The following is a 19,825-nucleotide window of genomic DNA, read 5'->3' on the forward strand; positions in this document are numbered from 1 at the left end:
TTTTTTTGTGTTTAAACGCGAATGGTAAGACGCTAACTATACCCCCTGAAACCGATATGGAAATTCAAAGCTTAGCTAGCGCTACTTTTTTTGTATTTTGCTTTTCTGCAAGTACTTGTCCAGCTCATTGGCAAACTTCTGACGATCTTGTTGATTCAAGGTTGGAGGCCCACCCATCTGCACACCACTAGAGCGCATAGTATCCATAAAATCACGCATATTAAGTCGCTGACGTATGTTCTCTAATGTATAGAGCTCACCTCGCGGATTCAGCGCCAATGCTTTTTTCTCAATCACTTCTGCAGCAAGCGGTATATCTGCTGTAATAACCAGATCGCCCACTTCAACACGCTTTACAATCTCATCATCAGCAACATCAAATCCCTTCTCCACTTGAACGCTGGAAATAAAGCGAGATGGTGGCGTTCTTAAGCCTTGGTTAGCAACAAGCACCAACGGTGTTTGGGTTCTGTCTGCGGCTCTATAAAGCACTTCTTTAATCACTGTCGGACATGCATCTGCATCTACCCAAATCGTTGCCATTACGTTCTTCCTCAAACATCAATTGCTGCGAACATTACCAGTCGAGCCAAAACAGCGCAATCTCTCACAGCATCACTCAGGCTTACCCGGTTTTTGCTCTGAGTAAAAAGCCGCCACATCAGCGAGATCTTGATCATTGAGTGACGAAACCTGCTGCTTCATCATTATACCCAACGCGCTGCCACGATCCCCTGTTTGGTAGTGCTTCATTGCGTTAAACAAATACTCTGCATGCTGCCCATTGAGGTTTGGATAGTCTTGACGAAGGCTATAACCAGTTGCACCGTGACAAAATTGACAGGAATAGGCTTTTTGCTCACCCAGTTCAGGGTTACCCTCTGGCATCACTGCAAACGCCGAATGCGTCATCAAGGCAAATGTCGCGCTGAGGTAGGTTAAATATCGTTTCATCTTAATGCCTCTCATTCAGTTCACGGTAGCATCTCGTATTACGACACAATCAGCCCTGCTTCGGATCAAGCTGATAGCAGTATTGATGCGTGCTGACGCGAGAACTCACATATACGACGCCTCTCACATCTATCGAAAGTCTCTCCATCTTGCGAAAAACCCATACTTTATGCTCTTTAGACGCTTTGACATATTATCTTCATTGTCATTTAACCTAAGTTTAACAATCACCACGCAAGATTTGGAGCCATAACTTAGATCATTCTCCATCCCCGTTAAACACATGAAAGGAAGTCATCGTGAGCGAATATAACCAACATAATGACCAACGTGAGTTGGACGCAGAGCCAGAGTTCAACCGTTTTATTGATGCCGCAATGAATCGTCGAAATTTTCTTCGAACCGCTGGCGCAGCAGGCTCTGTTGCATTCTTTGCCGCAAACCCTGTTGCACAAGCGGTTGCGGGTACAATGGATAAAAGCAAACTGATCGGCTTTGAAGCGATTCCCGCTTCCACCGCAGATACTGTACTTGTCCCAGAAGGATATGTGGCAGAGCCACTGATTTCTTGGGGTGATGCTTTGTTTGTTGAGTCCCCTGCTTTTAGCCAATCTAACGATTCAAAAGCACAGGAAATGCAATACGGTGACAACACCGATGGCATGACCCTATTTCCTATTACTGACACCCGCGCTGTATTGGTTGCTAATAACGAATACACCAACAACGAATACCTTTACCCGCATCAAGGCAAAAATATTTCCGCAGACGATGTACGCAAGTCTCAAGCAGCTCATGCGGTATCAATCGTTGAATTAGTGAAGAAAGACGGCCAATGGCAGGTCAACCGTGAAGGTCGACTGAACCGTAAACTTACTGCCTATACGCCAATGGAAATGACAGGCCCAGCAGCGGGTAATGATTTACTGAAGACCAAAGCCGATCCAACAGGTAAGAAGATATTAGGCACGTATAACAACTGCGCTAACGGTCAAACGCCTTGGGGCACATACCTAACATGTGAAGAAAACTTCAACGGCTATTTTGCAACAGATGAAGACGTTGAATTAGGCGACACTTATAAGCGGTATGGCGTCAGCAACAAAGACTGGGGATATGACTGGTGGAAACACGACGAGCGATTCGACGTTGGCAAAAACCCCAATGAACCGCATCGTTTTGGTTGGGTCGTAGAAATCGACCCAATGGACCCGAACTCCACACCGAAGAAACGTTCTGCGCTTGGCCGCTTCAAGCATGAAAATGCCGCCATGCTCATCAACGATGATGGTCATGTCGTGGTCTATCTCGGTGATGACGAGCGCGGTGAGCACTTGTACAAGTTCGTCTCGAAGAATAAGTACAAACCAGGCACACACGCCTCAAACCGCGATTTGCTGGAAGAAGGCACCCTTTACGTCTCGAAATTCGATGGTAAAGAAGGTGAGATGAAAGGCGCTGGTGAATGGATAGAGCTAACGTTCGGTAAAAATGGTCTCACGCCAGAAAATGGTTTTAACAGTCAAGCCGACGTCATGATCTTCGCACGACAAGCAGCAACACAAGTGGGCGCGACAACCATGGACCGTCCTGAATGGGTTGCGGTTCACCCAGACAACAAGCATGTGTTCTGTACGCTGACCAACAACAAAAACCGTGGTGTGAAAGAAAACCAGCCGGTGAACGTAGCCAATCCACGTGAGAAAAACCCGTACGGCCATATCATCCGTTGGGAACCGAAAGGCGGCGACCATACCGCTTCTGATTTCACATGGGATATCTTTGTGATGGCAGGCAACCCAGAGGTCAATGAAGGGCTAATGGCCGGCTCTGCAAATATTAACAAAGACAATATGTTTAACAGCCCCGATGGTCTCGGATTTGATGCCAGTGGACGAATGTGGATTCTGACCGACGGTAAATATTCCAATAAAGGCAATTTTGCAGGCATGGGCAATAACCAGATGTTATGTGCCGACCCACAAACTGGCGAGATCCATCGCTTTATGACAGGTCCCATTGCATGCGAAATCACCGGCCTGACATTTTCACCTGACTACAAAACGATGTTTGTGGGCATTCAACACCCAGGTGAGAAATTGGCACCCTCACACTTCCCTGAAGGGGGCGATGCTATCCCAAGATCAACGGTAATACGAATTACCCGCAAAGATGGTGGTGTTATTGGCGCGTAATTCATACCGCCTCCACAATAAAAACGGCGATCTTACGATCGCCGTTTTTTCTTTATTTCGCCAAAAAAAATCACCGGTAAATAAAATATTTATTGATATTTTAAACAAAACAAAAATAAGCATTGTTGGTATCTCTTACTCAACGCGTTTTATATGAGAAAGTTGTATCGCCTACGAGAACACGCATTGTATTTACCTATTATAAAAGGCAAAAAAACCATACCAGTGGTAGCTTTGTTTCCAGACATCCGTCCTAATTTACATCTAGAAAATTTAATGATGATTTAACGATGTCGTGTCTAATGGTGCGCATAGGCTTGTAGGATATTATATACACCATCACAAGACAAAATGAATATATAGGATTAGCCCTAAGGACAATGGAGCTGGAAATATGAGAAAAACTTTACTATCTACCATGGTATTGACTGTTAGTACTTTCGCTACATCTGCATCAGCGGTTGATTGCGATGGCAATCTCTACACCATGAACTCAGGACGTGGTGATGTTGGTATTCTCGTCAATATTGACGAAAGTCGCGCTCGTAACGTGAGCAACTACTTTTTCGAAGCCAATGAAATCGCAACCATACATTCTCGCGCCCTATTCAGTGCTTCCGCAATGGCGTATGACGCCTCAAGCGATCGCATCTACTATGCGAGTACGCCAACTCCTGCAGATTTTCACATAGCAGGCACAGATAACGGCGACTATACGGCTCAAGAGTTAGAAGGCCTAAATCTTCAAGCCAGTGCATTCAAGCCGCATCGTTTGGCATATTTCGATATTGCTACACAGACTCATCACTTTGTAGGCAACACACGATTCCAAATTACTCGTATGACGTTTGACCCAACGACCGGCACACTATATGGCTCGGACATTGGTCGTTTATTTACGATTAACACGAGTACCGCAGAGCAAACCTTAGCGGGCACTTTTGACATCAACATTAGATTAGGCGGTTACTCAAACTGGGGCGACTTTGTTTTCTATGGCGGCGAATTGTTATTTGTTACCAATACCAGAACGTTTGCCATCGACACATCTGACGCATCAGCCACAGTGAAATTCTTCCACAATGTTGATTTTGTTACCGCTGCAACCTTAGATCTGAATGGTGAAATTTTGGTGGCATCACGTAACGCTAACGTTGCTGGTTCACCGAATAGCACCAACCTCTGGTCGCTAAACCCTGTGACGAATGCTAACAACTTCGGCTCTCAGGCTTATGCTGGCTTGGTGCCAATGGCGGTTGACGCAATGACGAATGTCACGTCGGAGCAAGACGCCTGCTACTCACCACGCTTCTAAACGCATTCATATTGAGTGATGATGAATAAATATATAAGCCAACCTTAGGGTTGGCTTTATTGTGTATTAAAGTCTTCACTCTGACTCAATACAATTACTCAATCCCGTCATCCGTTGTCAACGGCAAGATAAAATGAAACACCCATGCTGGCCCAATCAACAAAAACTGAACATCTTTAAAAAAAGAAGGTTTTTTGCCTTCGATGTGGTGCCCAATAAACTGCAACACCCACAGCACAACGAACATCACGACAGAGATGATAAGAATGTTGGCGCCAATACCTTGAAGTTCCAGCAACACCATGGTGCAGAATCCTGAAAAGACCGCCATCACCGCAAACGCTCTGAACGATAGAGCAAAGTAAAACCCAAGAACCATCGCCAAAATCAGAAAGTACGGGGCAATGCTATAACCAAACATCGAAAATGACGGTATCAGCCATAAAAGCCCTGCCACTGAAAAGAAAATGCCGGGCACAGCCACTTTGTGAATCTTCTGGTTAGTAGGGTTCTGGTGACTGTCGCTGTATTCCTCAAACCATTCCTCTAACGACTTCATCATTGTTCCTTAGCGCGTTACCTGTAAGCCATAAATAGCATGGTCAACGATACGTCCATTTAAGTTTTCCGCATTGCTGATCTCGCCCTCCAACCGAAAACCGAGTCGTTCACACAAACGACGACTAGGCAGGTTTTCGACTGCCGCTGCAATTTGTACTTTCTCCACCCGAAGCTCTTCGAAAGCTTTTGTGATCATGGCAGACACACTGCGAGAGGCAATGCCTTTCCCTTGATAGCTTTCACTCAACCAATAACCGATCTCGACCTTTTTCAATTGATGGCAGATAGTATTGAAACTGACGTTCCCGACAACACGCCCTTGATAAACAATCGCACAGGTCAGCGATTTTCCATCCGCGTAATCGTGCAACGCACCTTGGATAAAGCGTTCAAAAAACGCCTCTTCGTTTGCATGAGGTGACCAGGCTAACCAAGTAGACAGGTATGCGCGCTCTTGGCAAACAATTCGATAATAATCCTTAGCGAAGGAAGGCTGAACAAGTGCGAGTGACACCTCGTCATCAACAGTGAAGATAAACACGAATCACTCCTTAACATTGTTTTTAAAGGTCATTTTTCGCATCCTATCAGGAAATTAACGAAAAATGTGTTGGCAAAGCCACAGCATGATTAACAAATCCCCCCTGTTTAATGCAAACATTTTTCGCGAAATACTTGTTATTTTAGAACGCCCCACATTCACTATTAGCATAGTTAGTAAAGAGTCTAATAAACAAGAAAATACAAATGGTTTCATAACAAAAATAAGCATTAGATTAATGAGAAAAGAATTAATTTACTGCCGATAAAATCAACCAATAACCAAATGGAAAATCTAGAATAAAAACAAAAAACCAAGAATATTAGTACGTTAATACACCAAGGAGAAAAGTCACACATTCGTCATTTGATTTTTCTATTGGAGCAATCGAAATATTCCCTTATATATATTCACCGTTTAATACCTATAATTTCATCATGGCGAATAAATTGGACAATTTCATCTGAAATCAAAAGTCAGCCTCGGTACGTTACAATTAATATAAACATTAAAAATCAAATACTTAGTGTAATGAAAATTTCGGATTACGATTTGAGGAAGCATGAAACACCATACAAGACCTTAGTTAAGTAAGTGCATGCTAATTTACATGTGAATATTGGAACTTTGATATCAGCGTTTAATCTTCACCTTGTCCCAATTTGAATAATACCAAAAATCACGAAAGAGAATTAACACCAAAATTCCAATAGAAAATATAAACGTAATTCAAAACAAAAAAAGTCCAAAGCACGTGGCGAATTATACGCATTGGGTACACATGAAAAAGGAGACAACCATGTTAAAACGTACATTACTGTCCATCGCATTATCAAGCGTGTTAGTTGCTGCCCCCGCACTCTCACAGAGCGAACCGAAATCTAATCAATTTTGGTGGCCAGACCAACTCAACCTTGCACCGCTGCGCGACCATAGTCAGGAGTCTAACCCAATGGGTGAAGATTTCGATTATGCAGAAGCATTTGGAACCCTTGACTTAAATGCAGTGAAAAAGGATATCGGAGAGGTGCTTGTTACGTCTCAAGACTGGTGACCGCAGACTATGGCCACTATGGTCCCTTCTTTATTCGAATGGCATGGCACGCCGCAGGCACCTATCGTGTAGGGGATGGCAGAGGCGGAGCCGGTGGCGGTCAACAGCGCTTCGACCCGCTCAACAGTTGGCCAGATAACGGTAACTTGGATAAAGCCCGACGTCTGCTATGGCCCGTGAAACAGAAATATGGCGCAGACCTTTCTTGGGCTGATTTGATGGCGCTAACGGGCAACGTTGCCCTCGAATCCATGGGCTTTAAAACCTTCGGTTTTGCCGGTGGACGCCAAGATGATTGGGAACCAGAGCTGGTATATTGGGGTCCAGAAGAAGAGATGCTTGCCGATGAGCGACGTGATGAAAAAGGCAATTTGAAAGAAGGCCTTGCCGCGGTTCAAATGGGCTTAATCTACGTTAACCCTGAAGGGCCAGGTGGCGTTCCAGACCCGATCGCAGCCGCCAAAGATATTCGCCACTCTTTCGGTCGAATGGCAATGAATGACGAAGAAATCGTCGCACTTATCGCTGGCGGGCATACCTTTGGTAAAGCACATGGCGCACACAAACCTCAAGATTGTGTCGGTGCAGCTCCCGCGGGTGCCCCTACCGAAGATCAAGGTTTTGGCTGGAAAAACACCTGTGGCACAGGTAAGGGCGGCGATGCTGTCACCAGTGGTTTAGAAGGCGCATGGACGTCAACACCCACCCAATGGACAACCGCTTATCTCGACAATTTATTTAACTTCAATTGGGTACTAACCGAGAGCCCAGCGGGTGCCAAGCAATGGATTCCAGATACTAAAGCCGCCGCGCAACTGGTTCCTGACGCGCACGATCCTAACAAACGTCATGCACCCATCATGTTCACCACAGATCTCGCCGTGAAGGAGGATCCGCGGTTCCGCGCTATTGCAGAGCTTTTTCGCGCTAACCCTGAACAGTTCGAACAGGCATTTGCAAGAGCTTGGTTCAAGCTGAACCATCGCGATTTAGGCCCGCGCGCTCGTTATATTGGCTCTGAAATTCCAGAAGAAATTCTTGTTTGGCAAGACCCTATCCCTCAGGTTGATCACCCACTGATCTCCGATAAGCAAGCTGACGCCATCAAAGCGAGTATTTTGGCATCAGGCCTGACCGTTCCTGAGCTTATCCGAACGGCATGGGCATCTGCGGCGAGTTATCGCGGCACTGACATGCGTGGTGGTGCCAATGGCGCACGCGTGGCGTTAGCCCCTCAAAAAGACTGGCCCGTGAACGACCCTAAAGAGCTACAAAATGTGTTGAAGACACTCACTTCAGTTCAGCAACAATTCAACGAAAAAGCCGGTGATACCAAGGTCTCCTTGGCGGATGTCATTGTTCTTGGTGGTGATGCCGCCGTCGAAAAAGCCGCGAAAGAGGCAGGCTATACCGCCGATGTGCCTTTCACACCCGGTCGTATGGATGCCTCTCAAGACATGACAGATGTTAACTCCTTCGCTGTGCTTGAACCCACTGCAGATGGTTTCCGTAACTATTATGACGCGTCTAAGAACTACCGCTCACCCGCTGAAATGCTGGTTGAACGTGCAGATCTGCTCACGTTAACTGTGCCAGAAATGGCGGCCTTGGTGGGTGGTATGCGTGCGCTCAATGCCAACAGTGATGGTTCGTCGAATGGTGTGCTCACGGCGAAACCGGGAACGTTAAGCAACGATTTCTTCGTGAACCTGCTTGATATGTCCACCAAATGGTCACCTTCTCAGGAAGATGAGAGTATCTACGTGGGTTATGATCGTGCATCGGGCGATAAGAAATGGACGGCAACACCGGTTGATCTGATCTTTGGTTCTAACGCTGAGTTACGCTCCGTTGCGGAATTCTACGCTTCAGACGATGCTCAACAGAAGTTTGTTGATGATTTTGTCGTCGCTTGGACCAAGGTGATGAACAACGACCGTTTTGATGTGAACTAAAGTCCATCCCCCTTTGAGGTTTTAGCTGATTCCGTATCACCTCGCGTTCAAAGCGCTCGTCCTGCATTGGTCGAGCGCTTTTTTATGCAAACAATGTACATTCTTAGTGCTACCCATCAATCCAACCCATTTCATACAACCAAACACGCTGCGCTCCTTGCCGAAAATGAAGATCCAACTCAGACTCGATGCGTTTTCACAACAGAGTTTTGCAAAACGACGCATATTCACCGCCCGTAAGTATTACTAGGATCAAAGCGGTACTCTTTGCGGGCACACGCCCTCGTGCAAAAGTAAAACACATGCATAGGTAAAACCACCGAGCCATTGTTCATTCCAACGAGCAAACTCAACGCCATAGGGCACGCAAAGAGAGGGGATCTTCATAAAACAGGAGGTCAAATGATGTGGAACGGAGTTCGAAATCTCATTGCTAAGGTGTTCCCTATGACTATTACTATCCACCCCGCCGTTAATGGTGGTGTAAAACATACTGACGTTGCTGGATTCGCTGGCGGCAAACTAACGTGCAAATGCTCGTCCGACCCCGTTGTGGTTGGCGTCACTGCCCAAACGGCCTATAACCATGTGTGTGGCTGTTCCAAGTGCTGGAAGCCAGAAGGCGCACTGTTTTCTCAAGTCGCGGTTGTTTCCAAAGACAATGTGGCCATTGAGCAAGGTAGCGACAAACTCGATATCGTTGATACCAGCGCAGCCATTCAGCGCCATGCCTGCCGTGATTGCGGCGTTCACATGATTGGACGTATCGAAAACGCCGACCACCCATTTTATGGGCTAGATTTCATTCACACTGAACTATCAGATTCAGATGGCTGGTCAGCGCCTGAGTTTGCCGCGTTTGTTTCATCCATTATTGAAACAGGCACGCCACCAGAACAAATGACCCCCATCCGTGAACGTTTGAAAGAGCTAGGCCTTGAGCCCTACGATTGCTTGTCCCCCGGCTTAATGGATGCCATCGCCACTCATGTTGCTGCACAACGCGCAGCGCATTGATAAGAAGACAAGAAACCTTCGTCAATTAAACGACACATTAGATAAAAAGCCGACTTCGTGTCGGCTTTCTCATTGTCATCTTTTCGTCCAACGCAAAGCACATCTTTCCCGCATTCCTGTTTAAAGTTTATCACGCCATAACAAGATGCCACATTTGCTCAAAGTCGAGATATCACATTGTGTTAGGGTGAATTATGGTTACAGAACGCGCTTGGAGTTTGTGCCATGTCACTTGCCATAAGGCATACTGGCTGAGTGAATATCCCTTGAGAACATAAAATACAGGATCACCAATATGCTGATTAGATTTAGCTGTAAGGTCTACGCAGATATCACTATGTTTGGTGATGTGGGTCTTCAGATGTTGAAGATGATGGGACACAGCGAAACCGTGCCGGGCGCGATTCTCGCTGAAGATATTCACGCAGCACTGGCACAGTTAAAGAGCGCAATAGAAGCGGAGAAGAATCAGCCAAATCCAGACCCGCTAGAAGATGAAGAGGAAGAAAACTTCATCGAATCTCCCGTCAGCATGGGGAATCGCGCCATTCCCTTGATAGAGTTATTAACAGCCGCCGCCAAAGAAGAATGCGACGTCATGTGGCAAGACGCTACCAATAGCAATTTTCTTTAAGGCCGAACTGAACAGTCCGAACCTTCGAAGAAACAATAACACTTCAGCAAAAACACAAAAGCATCGATGGGTTTGTCATCCGTGCTTTTTCGCTTCCCCGTCTATGACACTCACACGTTAACCTTCATATCAGAACAGGCTCGTCGAACGCCTTTCACCGAATCTATGCCATCGAACTGCGCTCAAAGAGAAATCGAATACTCATCAGTTCACATTATTCGAGCCGTCTCGGCACTAAACGCGTTTGTTTGTCAGCAGGAAAATAGCCGTGTATTGCTCCGCTGTTCTTGCACCAAACAGACATCTGCGTTCTTTTGACTATGCAATCAACCAAAGGAACGCACCCTGCTCAAGCCACTGATTCTAAAGTGATTATCTAGCGAATATCCGCGAGTCATCTCACACTCTAACTTGCTAACAAAATAGCGAGAGTCAAACATCGTTATGATGCGCAATCCGATGCTTAATTATGAAAAGGATTGTCATGAACTTCGTTGACGGTTTCTTGCACATCGAATCATTTCTCGCCGTTACACTCGGTATCATCGTTCTTTTCTTAGGCCGGCGATTAACTCAAATGAGTTACTGGCTAAAAGAGTTCAGCATTCCAGAGCCTGTTTCAGGCGGTATTCTGGTTTCACTGCTTTTTGCGGTTGTTCACTATGCATTTCAGGTTGATATCTCTTTTGATCTCGCCACACGCGACCTGCTGTTGGTTTACTTCTTTACCACCATTGGTATTAATGCCAGCTTGAAAGATCTCTTCAAAGGCGGCAAACCCCTTATCATTTTGTTGAGTATCACCATTGGTTATATGTTCATCCAAAATATAACGGGAATAGGCCTCGCTTTAGCGCTTGATCAGCCCGCGGCATTTGGTTTGCTGAGTGGGTCTGTGTCTCTCATTGGCGGTCACGGCACAGCCATCGCATGGGCACCAAAAATTGGTGAAGCTTTCGACCTCAATACAGCAATGGAAGTTGGCATTGCCTGCGCGACCTTTGGACTCATTCTTGCCAGTTTGATGGGTGGACCCATCGCAAAATACCTCATCAACAAACACAACTTGAAAGCCAATGAGGGCGAGAAGGTGGATGTCGGTACTTGCCAAGATTCCAAAGAAACGCGTATCACGTCTTATGATTTTTTAGATGCGATGCTCGCCATCCATCTCTGTATTATTTTGGGCGCAGTGCTCAACGAAGTGATATCTGGGCTCGGTTTGGATCTTCCCCTGTTTGTTAGTTGCTTGTTTGCAGGTATCTTAATTTCTAACCTTATTCCGTCTTCTTACCCTCGTTTAACCGGTACTCGCTGGCCATCCCGTCAACCCGCTGTCGCATTGATTGCAGACATGGCACTAGGCGCTTTTCTGTCGATGTCGCTCATGAGCATGCAGTTGTGGGCTTTGGTAGATTTAGCAGGACCACTCTTCATTATTTTGGCCGCTCAGTTCTTGATTGCAGTAAGCATTGCGGTATTTGTTGTCTTCCCTTTAATGGGCAAAACCTATGATGCTGCAGTGGTTTGTGCCGGGTTTGGTGGCATATCGCTCGGCTCTACACCAACAGCAATGGCAAACATGTCAGCCGTGGCGCAAAAGTACGGTAACTCACATCAAGCTTTCATCATTGTGCCTTTGGTCTGTGCATTCTTTATTGATTTAGCCAATGCCCTGATCATTCCCTATTTCATTGGGGTGATTAGCTAACTATCTTGGTTCAATAACTGCCTCGACGAGAGTAGCCATATTGGCGAAAAAAAATCAGCCCATCTGGGCTGATTTTCATTTAAGCAATTGGAACATAAACATTAAGAAAGGTCGGCTTTATCCGCCCCTGCAATCTGCTGTTGGGCTTTTTGAGATTCAACCTCAAGTAACTCAAACCATTTCTTGCCGTCTTTGACGTTCTCTTGAAACCACAAATATACAGGCGCAGCAGCTTCCTGAAACTTGGCTTTTTCGGCAGGCGTTGGAACGTAAAGCGTGCCGCCTGCTTTCTTAAAGGCATCATACGCTGCAATGGATTTACGTTTCGGTGAGGCAAACGTCGCTTGCTGTAGCGCGCGGAAACCGTCAACAATCACTTTGCGCAGCGCTATTGGCATGTCTAAGAAGGCTTCGTTATTCATGTACCACAGGGCTGACATGTAGGCGTGTCCGTCCAAGGTGACGTATTTGAGACCAGCTTCTGGGAACTTCATGCCCATGATGTCAGTAATGCCATTTTTAGAGCCTTCTACAACACCCGTTTGAAATGAGGTATAAAGCTCAGGCCATGGGATCGGTGTTGGGCTAGCGCCCAGTGATTTAACCAGCTCTTGCGGTAAATCAGCCACCACGGTGCGAATTTTCAGCCCTTCCAAATCACTTGGCTGTTTCACCGTGCGCTTGGTGTTGGCAAAGTTACGCCAACCGCCGGTGTTACCAATGGCCATCAAACGTAATTTGTCGTCAGTGTCAGCCAAGATTGCTTTGCGCAATTCACGCACGAAGTCGCCTTGCAATACCGCTTCTGCGGTACGGTCATCCGGTAACAGGTAGGGCAAATCCAATACTTGAATGTACGGGAACATGTTCGCAGCGCCACCTGATGTCGATATGTAGATATCCACTGAGCCATCTTCTACTGCTTGGATACACTCAGTACCGTTACCACAAAGCTGCGTACCTATGTACAGGTCAACTTTGATCTTGCCGTTAGAGTGCGCCTCCACAAAATCTTTGAATACGACCAAGCCATCATAGTCTTCATCGTTTTCATTCGAGTTTGCGACTGCACGAAGGTTGAAATCTGCGGCCATAGCCGGAACTGACAGGGCTGCGGTGGTCATTAACCCCGCGAACAGCGCCAGTGCACTTCCCTTTAATGCATTACGCACCTGATTTACTGTTTTATTCATACTTCACCTTTCACTTCCGTGATCATCAGCGTTCTGCTGCACTTGTTAAGGTAAGAACTCACGTTCTCGGTTGCTAGAAACCCACACTCATTGAGCCAATCCCAGCCATTGCGGGATGGTCATTGAAAGAGCAGGGAAAAACGTAATGAGGAAAATCACCGCCACCTCAACCGCCAAAAACGGCAAGATGGCGCGGGACAAGGTTTCGACTTTGACGCCAGAAACACTCGACGCGACAAACAGCACCAACCCCATCGGCGGCGTCGCCAAACCCACCGTGAGATTGACACTCATGATGATGGCGAAATGCACAGGGTCGATGCCTAAACTGACAAAAACCGGTGCCAGAATAGGCCCCAAAATAATGATGGCTGGCCCTGCATCGAGGAACATGCCAACAATAAAAAGCAGAATATTGATAAGAAAAAGGAGGATCAGTGGGTTTTCACTGATACTTAGCGTCCATGCCGCCATGGCTTCTGCGGCATGAGAGAGCGAAACCACGGTTTTGAAGGCCAACGCCGAACCAACCAACAACAAAATAACCGCTGATGATTTCGCGCTTCGGGTGAAAATGTCAGGAATGTCTTTCCAACTGATAGTGCGAAGCACGAACATGCCAACCACCAAGGTATATAGCACGGCAACGGCAGACGCTTCTGTTGGGGTGAAAATACCGCCGAGGATACCGCCCAAGATGATCACTGGCGTAAGCAGTGGCCAGAACGCCGCTTTGGTGGCTGTACCGCGCTGCTTCCATGTGGCCTTTTCACTGGCTATGGGCAGGTTTTGACGCTTCGCCATCAAGGCGATCAACAACATCAGGCCACCACCAATCATCAGCCCAGGTATCACCCCTGCTGCGAACAAAGCCGCCACCGAAATTTCCATGGTATAGGCGTAGATGATCATGATGCCGGATGGCGGAATAATGGGGCCGATCACCGAAGACGCTGCCGTAATCGCCGCTGCGAATTTACGCGAATAGCCGTTCTTTTCCATCGCGGGGATCATCATGGAACCAATGGCAGAGGTGTCTGCTACAGCCGAACCAGACAGACCCGCAAACAACATGCTCGACATGACGTTGACATGCGCCAATCCTCCGCGCACATGTCCAATGAATGATTGCGAAAAATTCACGAGGCTCATGGTGATACCGCCTCGGTTCATCACCTCGCCAGCGAGCATAAAGAAGGGAATTGCCATGAGGGGGAACGAATCAATGCCGTTGTAAATATTGCGAAACAACAACGGGATATCACGATCCATGCCTTCTGCATACAACATGATGCCGGGCGCGGCGAGCAGCGCAAAAAACACTGGCATGCCGATCAGAAGAAGCAATAAAAACAGAGGTAAAAAGAAGATCAACATCTACAACCATATCCTTAGGTAAATCAGTCCCGGTTGCTCATCCTTTCTCTGCTTGCGCAGTGATGGCATTTTCTTTGTTATCCATGAACGCTTTAAGCAGCATTTCTATATTGGCCAGCAACATGGTGCCGAAGCACACGGGCATGGCGAGGTATATCCATGCGCGTTTTAATGGGAAGGAAGCCGCTCGCGTGCGGAAACCTCGATCAAAGAACTCAATCGCAACCACACACAACTGAACAAGCACAGCGAAAGCCAGTACTAACAGAATGATTTTTATCGCGCGCGCCACAGAAAACGGCACATAGTTGTAGAGCATGTCAATCGACACAAACATACCTTTGCGATAGGCCTGCCCTGCTACCAATGCCATCATCCATATCATTAGCGCTCTGGCGACTTCTTCTGGCCAAGGTAGCGCTGAATTGAAGACATACCGACACACCACTTGCAGCAGAATGCTAGACACCATTAAGGCCACCAGCACCCACGCAATCGACGCGCCAATCTTGTCTAATTTGTCATTCAGCTTTTCCAGTGCCGTTACAAACGACGTCACCACTGTCATTACGCCACTTCTCCAACCCGCCCAAATCGGCTGCGTTCAAATACCAAACCTGCACTGTCTTGCTGCGAACTAAACTCGGTGACTTTACCCAGTAAAATATCGTGATCACCCGCCGCAATAACGCCATTCAAATCACAGTCAAACCACGCCACTGCACCTTCGATGATGGCGCGACCGCTGGGCGCACGCTCAATAGCGACTCCATTGAAACGTTCATCGTGGCTGTCACGACAAAACTTCATGGCAAGCTCGGAATGCTCAACAGCCAACACGCTCACCGTGTACCCACCAGATTCGAGTATAGGGCTCTTAGATGTCGAGGTTCGATTGATGCTCCACAGCACAATCGCAGGGTCGAGCGAGACCGAATTAAACGACGAACACGTCAACCCAAAGTCTTGATCATCATGTCGTGCTGTAATCACAGTCACGCCCGTTGCAAAACAAGAGAGTGCGTTTCTCAGTTCACGACTCATGCAACTTCCTCCCCGGCGGCTGCCGTCCACAATTCAAACCATGTTTCTCTGTCTATCGACACGTTCAATGCATCGCTGGCGGTGCGAATGCGCGACAGATTATTCGTACCCAACACCGGCAAAATGCCCGCAGGGTGTGCCAGTAACCATGCGGTTGCCACGGCATCAATGCCAACACCAAACCGCTCGGCTTCTCTTTCTAGCAAGGGTCTGACGCGTAACGCGGCTTCCCCATGACCAAACAATTCGCCGCCAGCAAGGGGAGACCACGCCATCGGCGTCACGCCATATTGCTGCATAAACGCGAGCGTGCCGTCGGTAAAGCTGTTTCGTGTCAGCAGGTTCATTTCAATCTGGTTGGTCACCAAAGGGTGGCTCATACCCGATTGCAGTAAATCCCAATCCCAACGCTGGAAGTTCGACACGCCCACGCCTTTCACTAAGCCTTCGTTAACCAAAGCGTCAAGCGCTTGCCCTGTTTCGATATGATCCATGAAGGGATCTGGGCGATGTATCAGCACGAGATCCAGATAGTCTGTGTTGAGGTTTTTCAGCGATTGGGTCACTGATTGGCGAATATGTGCCGCCGAGGTGTCGTAGTGCTTCACGCGACGCTGAGGATAACGCTGAGAGAGCAGCATGATGTCGCATTTACTCACGAGTTGGATTTGTTCCCGCAGAGACGGTTTTGCCGCCAGCACCTGCCCAAACACCGCTTCACAGGCGTAGTCCCCATAAATATCGGCGTGATCAAAGGTGGTGATACCCTGCTCTAAACAGGCATCCACTTTGGCGCGAACATGCGCTTCAGAGGTGTCGCAGTCATCGGCCAATCGCCACGCGCCATACACAATACGGCTAAATGCCGACAGGCTTGGATGAAGTTCACTGTATTTCATTTTCGCTCTCCTACACCCAACGGTGTTGCTGGCGTGGTTGCAGGTACTCGCCCATATTCATCAGGCAATGAGCACGTTTTCAATTCTGGCAGGATTTTCTGCCCAACAATTTCACATTCGTCTTTGTGCGGGTAACCCGAGAAGATAAACGAGCGGATTCCCATCTTTTGATAGCGCTCTATTTTGCTTAATACTTGATCGACACTGCCCACCAGCGCAGCACCACACCCCGAGCGGGCGCGGCCAACACCTGTCCACAAGTTTGGCTCCGTAAAACCAAATTGATCCGCGTGATCACGTTGCTCTGACTGCAGCGCAACACCGAGGCTTTTTGCGTCTAGCGCACGGTCTCGAATCGAACGACCAAATTCATCATCCAATTTTGATACCAGCGATTCAGCATACTCTCTGGCTTCCGCTTCAGTATCACGCACCACCATGTGAACCCGCAGACCATAGTCCAAGGTCCTATTGTGTCGTTGAGCGACATCGTTCACCGCGCGCATTCGCTTTTCGAGCATGTCTTCGGTTTCTGGCCACATCAAATACACATCGCATTCAGAGCCACAAAGCTCGAGTGCATCGGGTGAGTAGCCCCCGAAATACAGTAATGGCCCGCCGTTTTGTTGATACGGGCGCACAGGGTCGGTAGATATTTCGCTCAATTTGTACACCTCACCGTCATAGCGAATCTCATCTTGTGTCCACGCTTGACGCAAAATATCGACCACTTCTTTCGAGCGACGATATCGGAAAGCACTGTCGGCTTTCTCACCAGGGAAATCAGAAGAAATCACATTCAGGGTTAAGCGCCCTTTCATGATGTGATCAAGGGTTGCCACCGTGCGCGCCAACATAGCGGGATGCACTTCGCCGCAACGAATGGCTGCCAGCATATTGATGCGATCCGTCAACGGCGCCATGGCCGATGCAAACGTCAGGGTGTCTTGGCCTACTTGATAAGATGACGGACATAAAATGTTACGAAAGCCCTGCTGCTCCGCCATCAACACGATATCGCGGGTGTTTTCCCAACTGCTTCGCAGACGTCCTTCTGGTACACCCAGATATCGATAATCATCACTGCACAAGGGCGCAAACCACGAAACCTCTGAGGCATCCAATCCTGCACTTGTGATGGGCACTACACTCATCGCTATTCTCCTGATCCTTAGACCTTAAACCGTTTTTCTTGGCTAACTATTCACACACTTCATATGAAAATGAATAGTGAATGATTTGTTAATAAATGCTATAAGATAACCAAGAAAAGTAAATCAATGATGAATGTATTAAATCAAGATCTCGTATCTTTCACAGATAATCCGCCTCTAACTATCTAGAATTAAAACGATTATTTTTTTTGAGAATATAAGAAATGAGTGAATCAACCCGATTACCCCTGTTCATTCAAATCAGTGAATTGTTACGCAGGGAAATCTCTGCTGGGTATTGGCTGCCAGGTGAACGCTTACCGACAGAAGCCGAACTCGCGAAGAAACTCGGCGTCGCCGTAGGCACGTTAAGAAAAGCGCTGACCGAGCTTGAAAACAACGGGCTGTTGGAACGTAAACAAGGTTCAGGCACCTATGTAAAAACCACACCCGATAACAGTGCGGTGTATCACTTCTTCCGCCTTGAATTGCAAAGCGGTGGCGGACTTCCGAATGCCGATATCTTGAACGTTGAACGACTCAGCAATACCCACGTCGCTTCATTGTTGGGGCTGCCGTCTAATGCCCCTTTATGGCGCTTCAGACGGCTTAGAAAATTGGATCAGCAACCTGCTGCTATGGAAGAAATTTGGATTGATGGTCGCCACATTGAGCACGTCACCCCCGAAGAAGTGGTGGAATCGCTCTACGTGTATTACCGCGACAAGCTCGGGTTTTGGATTTCACGCGTGCAAGACAGCATCACCGTCGGTCACGTACCGGACTGGAAACACGCAGATTTCGCGCCTGACATTGGCAGCGCTTGCGGCTACATAGAAAGGTTAAGTTGGTCAAACCATGATCGTATCGATGAAGTCTCATTCACTTGGTATGACCCAGAAAAAGTGCGCTATGCCGCGCGCTGGACATGACCCCATGCCGCTCGAGACTACGCCATCACATGGATTAACAGTACAAGGAAGGTAAGGAAAAATGACAAAACGACATCCAATCCGTTACGGCATTCTTGGTTGCGGCATGATGGGACAAGAACACATCCGCAATATTCAGTTACTTGATCATGCTGAGATCACTGTGCTTGCCGAGCCAAACCCTGACATGCTCAAAAAAGCCCAAGCGCTCGTTCCCAGTGCACGTGCGGTATCGGATCTGGATGCCTTGCTTGAAGCAAACGATGTGGATGCGCTCGTTGTCGTGACACCTAACTTTCAACATGCGGAGCAACTGCTTGGCATTATGAGCCGCTGTACCTTGCCCATTCTGATAGAAAAGCCGATTTGCACTCACATTGATGATGTGAAAAAACTCAGTGAAGCAGCCGCCAATTACCCTGCGCCCATTTGGGTCGCGATGGAATATCGCTACATGCCGCCCATCACCTTATTGCTTTCACTGATTCATGGCGGTGAAATCGGGCAGCGCCACTTGTTTTCCATTCGAGAGCACCGCTTTCCTTTCTTGCATAAAATCGATGATTGGAACCGCTTTAACCAAAAAACAGGCGGCACTTTAGTCGAAAAATGCTGCCACTTTTTCGATTTAATGCGCCTCATGGCGAACGCCAATCCCGTGCGCGTATTTGCCTCTGGTAATCAGGCAGTGAATCATCGAGACGAGCAATATGAAGGGAAAACGCCAGACATTATCGACAATGCCATGGTGACCATCGAATTCGACAACCACACCCGCGCCAGCTTAGAACTTTGCATGTTTGCTGAAGGTTCACGGTATCAAGAAGAGATCTGTGTGGTCGGCGACAAAGGGAAAGTCGAATGCTTAGTGCCGGGACCGGGTCGATTTTGGCCAACAGATACGCTAGGTGATGCGCCCGTGCCGCAGGTGATTTCCAGCCCACGAGACCCTAAGGGGCCTAAAGTCATGGATGTGCCCGTTGACTCCGCCCTGCTTGAAGCGGGCGATCACAATGGCTCGACTTTCTATCAGCATCAAAGATTTCAACGTGCTATTTGGGGCGAACAAGAGGTAGAAGTCACGCTGGAAGATGGCTTAAAAGCCGTGGTAATGGGTTTAGCGGCGCAAACATCTCTTACGCAACACAAAGTTGTCACCCTAAACGACGATGGCTTGGACTTTAGTTTGCGTTGATCCCTAACTGATATTATTCAAATGTAAATTTATGCAAATGATAATTGTTATCATTGATAAGTTCTTTGAGTGATCTTATTGTAGGCACAGTCCA

At 47.5% G+C, this 19,825-nt stretch carries 17 protein-coding genes and 1 pseudogene; 8 read left to right on the plus strand and 10 right to left on the minus strand.

Going from position 1 to position 19,825, the window contains the following annotated elements:
* Nucleotides 1-81: 81 nt before the first annotated feature.
* A complete protein-coding gene (locus AC3CIC_RS19800; RefSeq protein ID WP_394209064.1) occupies nt 82-543 on the minus strand; it encodes a YaiI/YqxD family protein in 462 nt (153 codons plus the stop codon).
* Between the two features lie 72 nt (nt 544-615).
* Nucleotides 616-954, minus strand: coding sequence for a c-type cytochrome (locus AC3CIC_RS19805; RefSeq protein ID WP_488515935.1), 339 nt, complete (start codon nt 952-954; stop codon nt 616-618).
* Nucleotides 955-1,331: 377 nt separating this feature from the next.
* On the opposite strand from AC3CIC_RS19805, the gene AC3CIC_RS19810 reads away from it, so the two are divergent.
* Both AC3CIC_RS19810 and AC3CIC_RS19815 read left to right on the plus strand, forming a co-directional pair.
* Nucleotides 1,332-3,149: a PhoX family protein gene (locus AC3CIC_RS19810; RefSeq protein ID WP_488516845.1), complete on the plus strand. Its 1,818-nt coding sequence runs from the start codon at nt 1,332-1,334 to the stop codon at nt 3,147-3,149.
* Between the two features lie 394 nt (nt 3,150-3,543).
* Nucleotides 3,544-4,464 carry a hypothetical protein gene (locus AC3CIC_RS19815; RefSeq protein ID WP_488515936.1) on the plus strand — a complete coding sequence of 307 codons (921 nt, stop codon included), beginning with the start codon at nt 3,544-3,546 and terminating at the stop codon, nt 4,462-4,464.
* A 94-nt stretch (nt 4,465-4,558) separates the two neighbouring features.
* Here AC3CIC_RS19815 and AC3CIC_RS19820 read toward each other — a convergent pair whose 3' ends face one another.
* Complete coding sequence (locus tag AC3CIC_RS19820; protein WP_488516846.1) at nt 4,559-5,023, minus strand: Mpo1 family 2-hydroxy fatty acid dioxygenase; 465 nt, start codon at nt 5,021-5,023, stop codon at nt 4,559-4,561.
* 9 nt (nt 5,024-5,032) lie between these two features.
* Nucleotides 5,033-5,566: a GNAT family N-acetyltransferase gene (locus AC3CIC_RS19825; protein ID WP_488515937.1), complete on the minus strand. Its 534-nt coding sequence runs from the start codon at nt 5,564-5,566 to the stop codon at nt 5,033-5,035.
* A 799-nt stretch (nt 5,567-6,365) separates the two neighbouring features.
* Here AC3CIC_RS19825 and katG point away from each other — a divergent pair.
* The 4 genes and pseudogenes from katG to gltS all read left to right on the plus strand — a co-directional run bounded on the left by katG (nt 6,366) and on the right by gltS (nt 11,937).
* Nucleotides 6,366-8,575 (plus strand): annotated as a pseudogene (gene katG, locus AC3CIC_RS19830) (catalase/peroxidase HPI).
* Between the two features lie 402 nt (nt 8,576-8,977).
* The gene (gene gfa / locus AC3CIC_RS19835; protein WP_016958344.1) at nt 8,978-9,592 is read left to right on the plus strand and encodes an S-(hydroxymethyl)glutathione synthase; all 615 of its coding nucleotides are present in this window, start codon (nt 8,978-8,980) and stop codon (nt 9,590-9,592) included.
* Nucleotides 9,593-9,887: 295 nt separating this feature from the next.
* Nucleotides 9,888-10,226, plus strand: a complete 339-nt coding sequence (locus AC3CIC_RS19840; protein ID WP_488515938.1) for a DUF1840 domain-containing protein — start codon at nt 9,888-9,890, stop codon at nt 10,224-10,226.
* 484 nt (nt 10,227-10,710) lie between these two features.
* Nucleotides 10,711-11,937: a sodium/glutamate symporter gene (gltS, locus tag AC3CIC_RS19845; RefSeq protein ID WP_488515939.1), complete on the plus strand. Its 1,227-nt coding sequence runs from the start codon at nt 10,711-10,713 to the stop codon at nt 11,935-11,937.
* 101 nt (nt 11,938-12,038) lie between these two features.
* On the opposite strand, the gene AC3CIC_RS19850 is transcribed toward gltS, so the two are convergent.
* The 6 genes from AC3CIC_RS19850 to AC3CIC_RS19875 all read right to left on the minus strand — a co-directional run bounded on the left by AC3CIC_RS19850 (nt 12,039) and on the right by AC3CIC_RS19875 (nt 17,604).
* The gene (locus tag AC3CIC_RS19850) at nt 12,039-13,130 is read right to left on the minus strand and encodes a TRAP transporter substrate-binding protein (RefSeq protein WP_488515940.1); all 1,092 of its coding nucleotides are present in this window, start codon (nt 13,128-13,130) and stop codon (nt 12,039-12,041) included.
* 87 nt (nt 13,131-13,217) lie between these two features.
* Nucleotides 13,218-14,507: a TRAP transporter large permease gene (locus AC3CIC_RS19855; protein WP_016958340.1), complete on the minus strand. Its 1,290-nt coding sequence runs from the start codon at nt 14,505-14,507 to the stop codon at nt 13,218-13,220.
* 37 nt (nt 14,508-14,544) lie between these two features.
* Nucleotides 14,545-15,075 (minus strand): TRAP transporter small permease, encoded by a 531-nt coding sequence (locus tag AC3CIC_RS19860; RefSeq protein WP_016958339.1) that lies wholly within the window; start codon nt 15,073-15,075, stop codon nt 14,545-14,547.
* Entirely contained in the window at nt 15,075-15,551 is a 477-nt protein-coding gene (locus AC3CIC_RS19865) for a flavin reductase family protein (RefSeq protein WP_016958338.1), read from the minus strand. The genes AC3CIC_RS19860 and AC3CIC_RS19865 overlap by 1 nt, the downstream gene beginning before the upstream one ends.
* Nucleotides 15,548-16,450, minus strand: a complete 903-nt coding sequence (locus AC3CIC_RS19870) for an aldo/keto reductase (RefSeq protein WP_488515941.1) — start codon at nt 16,448-16,450, stop codon at nt 15,548-15,550. Before AC3CIC_RS19870 ends, AC3CIC_RS19865 begins: the two co-directional genes overlap by 4 nt.
* A complete protein-coding gene (locus tag AC3CIC_RS19875; RefSeq protein ID WP_017006214.1) occupies nt 16,447-17,604 on the minus strand; it encodes an LLM class flavin-dependent oxidoreductase in 1,158 nt (385 codons plus the stop codon). Before AC3CIC_RS19875 ends, AC3CIC_RS19870 begins: the two co-directional genes overlap by 4 nt.
* 224 nt (nt 17,605-17,828) lie before the next feature.
* On the opposite strand from AC3CIC_RS19875, the gene AC3CIC_RS19880 reads away from it, so the two are divergent.
* Together AC3CIC_RS19880 and AC3CIC_RS19885 are read left to right on the plus strand one after the other, a co-directional pair.
* Nucleotides 17,829-18,536: a GntR family transcriptional regulator gene (locus AC3CIC_RS19880; RefSeq protein ID WP_394209048.1), complete on the plus strand. Its 708-nt coding sequence runs from the start codon at nt 17,829-17,831 to the stop codon at nt 18,534-18,536.
* Nucleotides 18,537-18,597: 61 nt separating this feature from the next.
* Entirely contained in the window at nt 18,598-19,731 is a 1,134-nt protein-coding gene (locus tag AC3CIC_RS19885) for a Gfo/Idh/MocA family protein (protein ID WP_488515942.1), read from the plus strand.
* The last annotated feature ends 94 nt before the right edge of the window (nt 19,732-19,825 follow it).

This window comes from Enterovibrio sp. QJM3NY_24, from assembly GCF_057786035.1.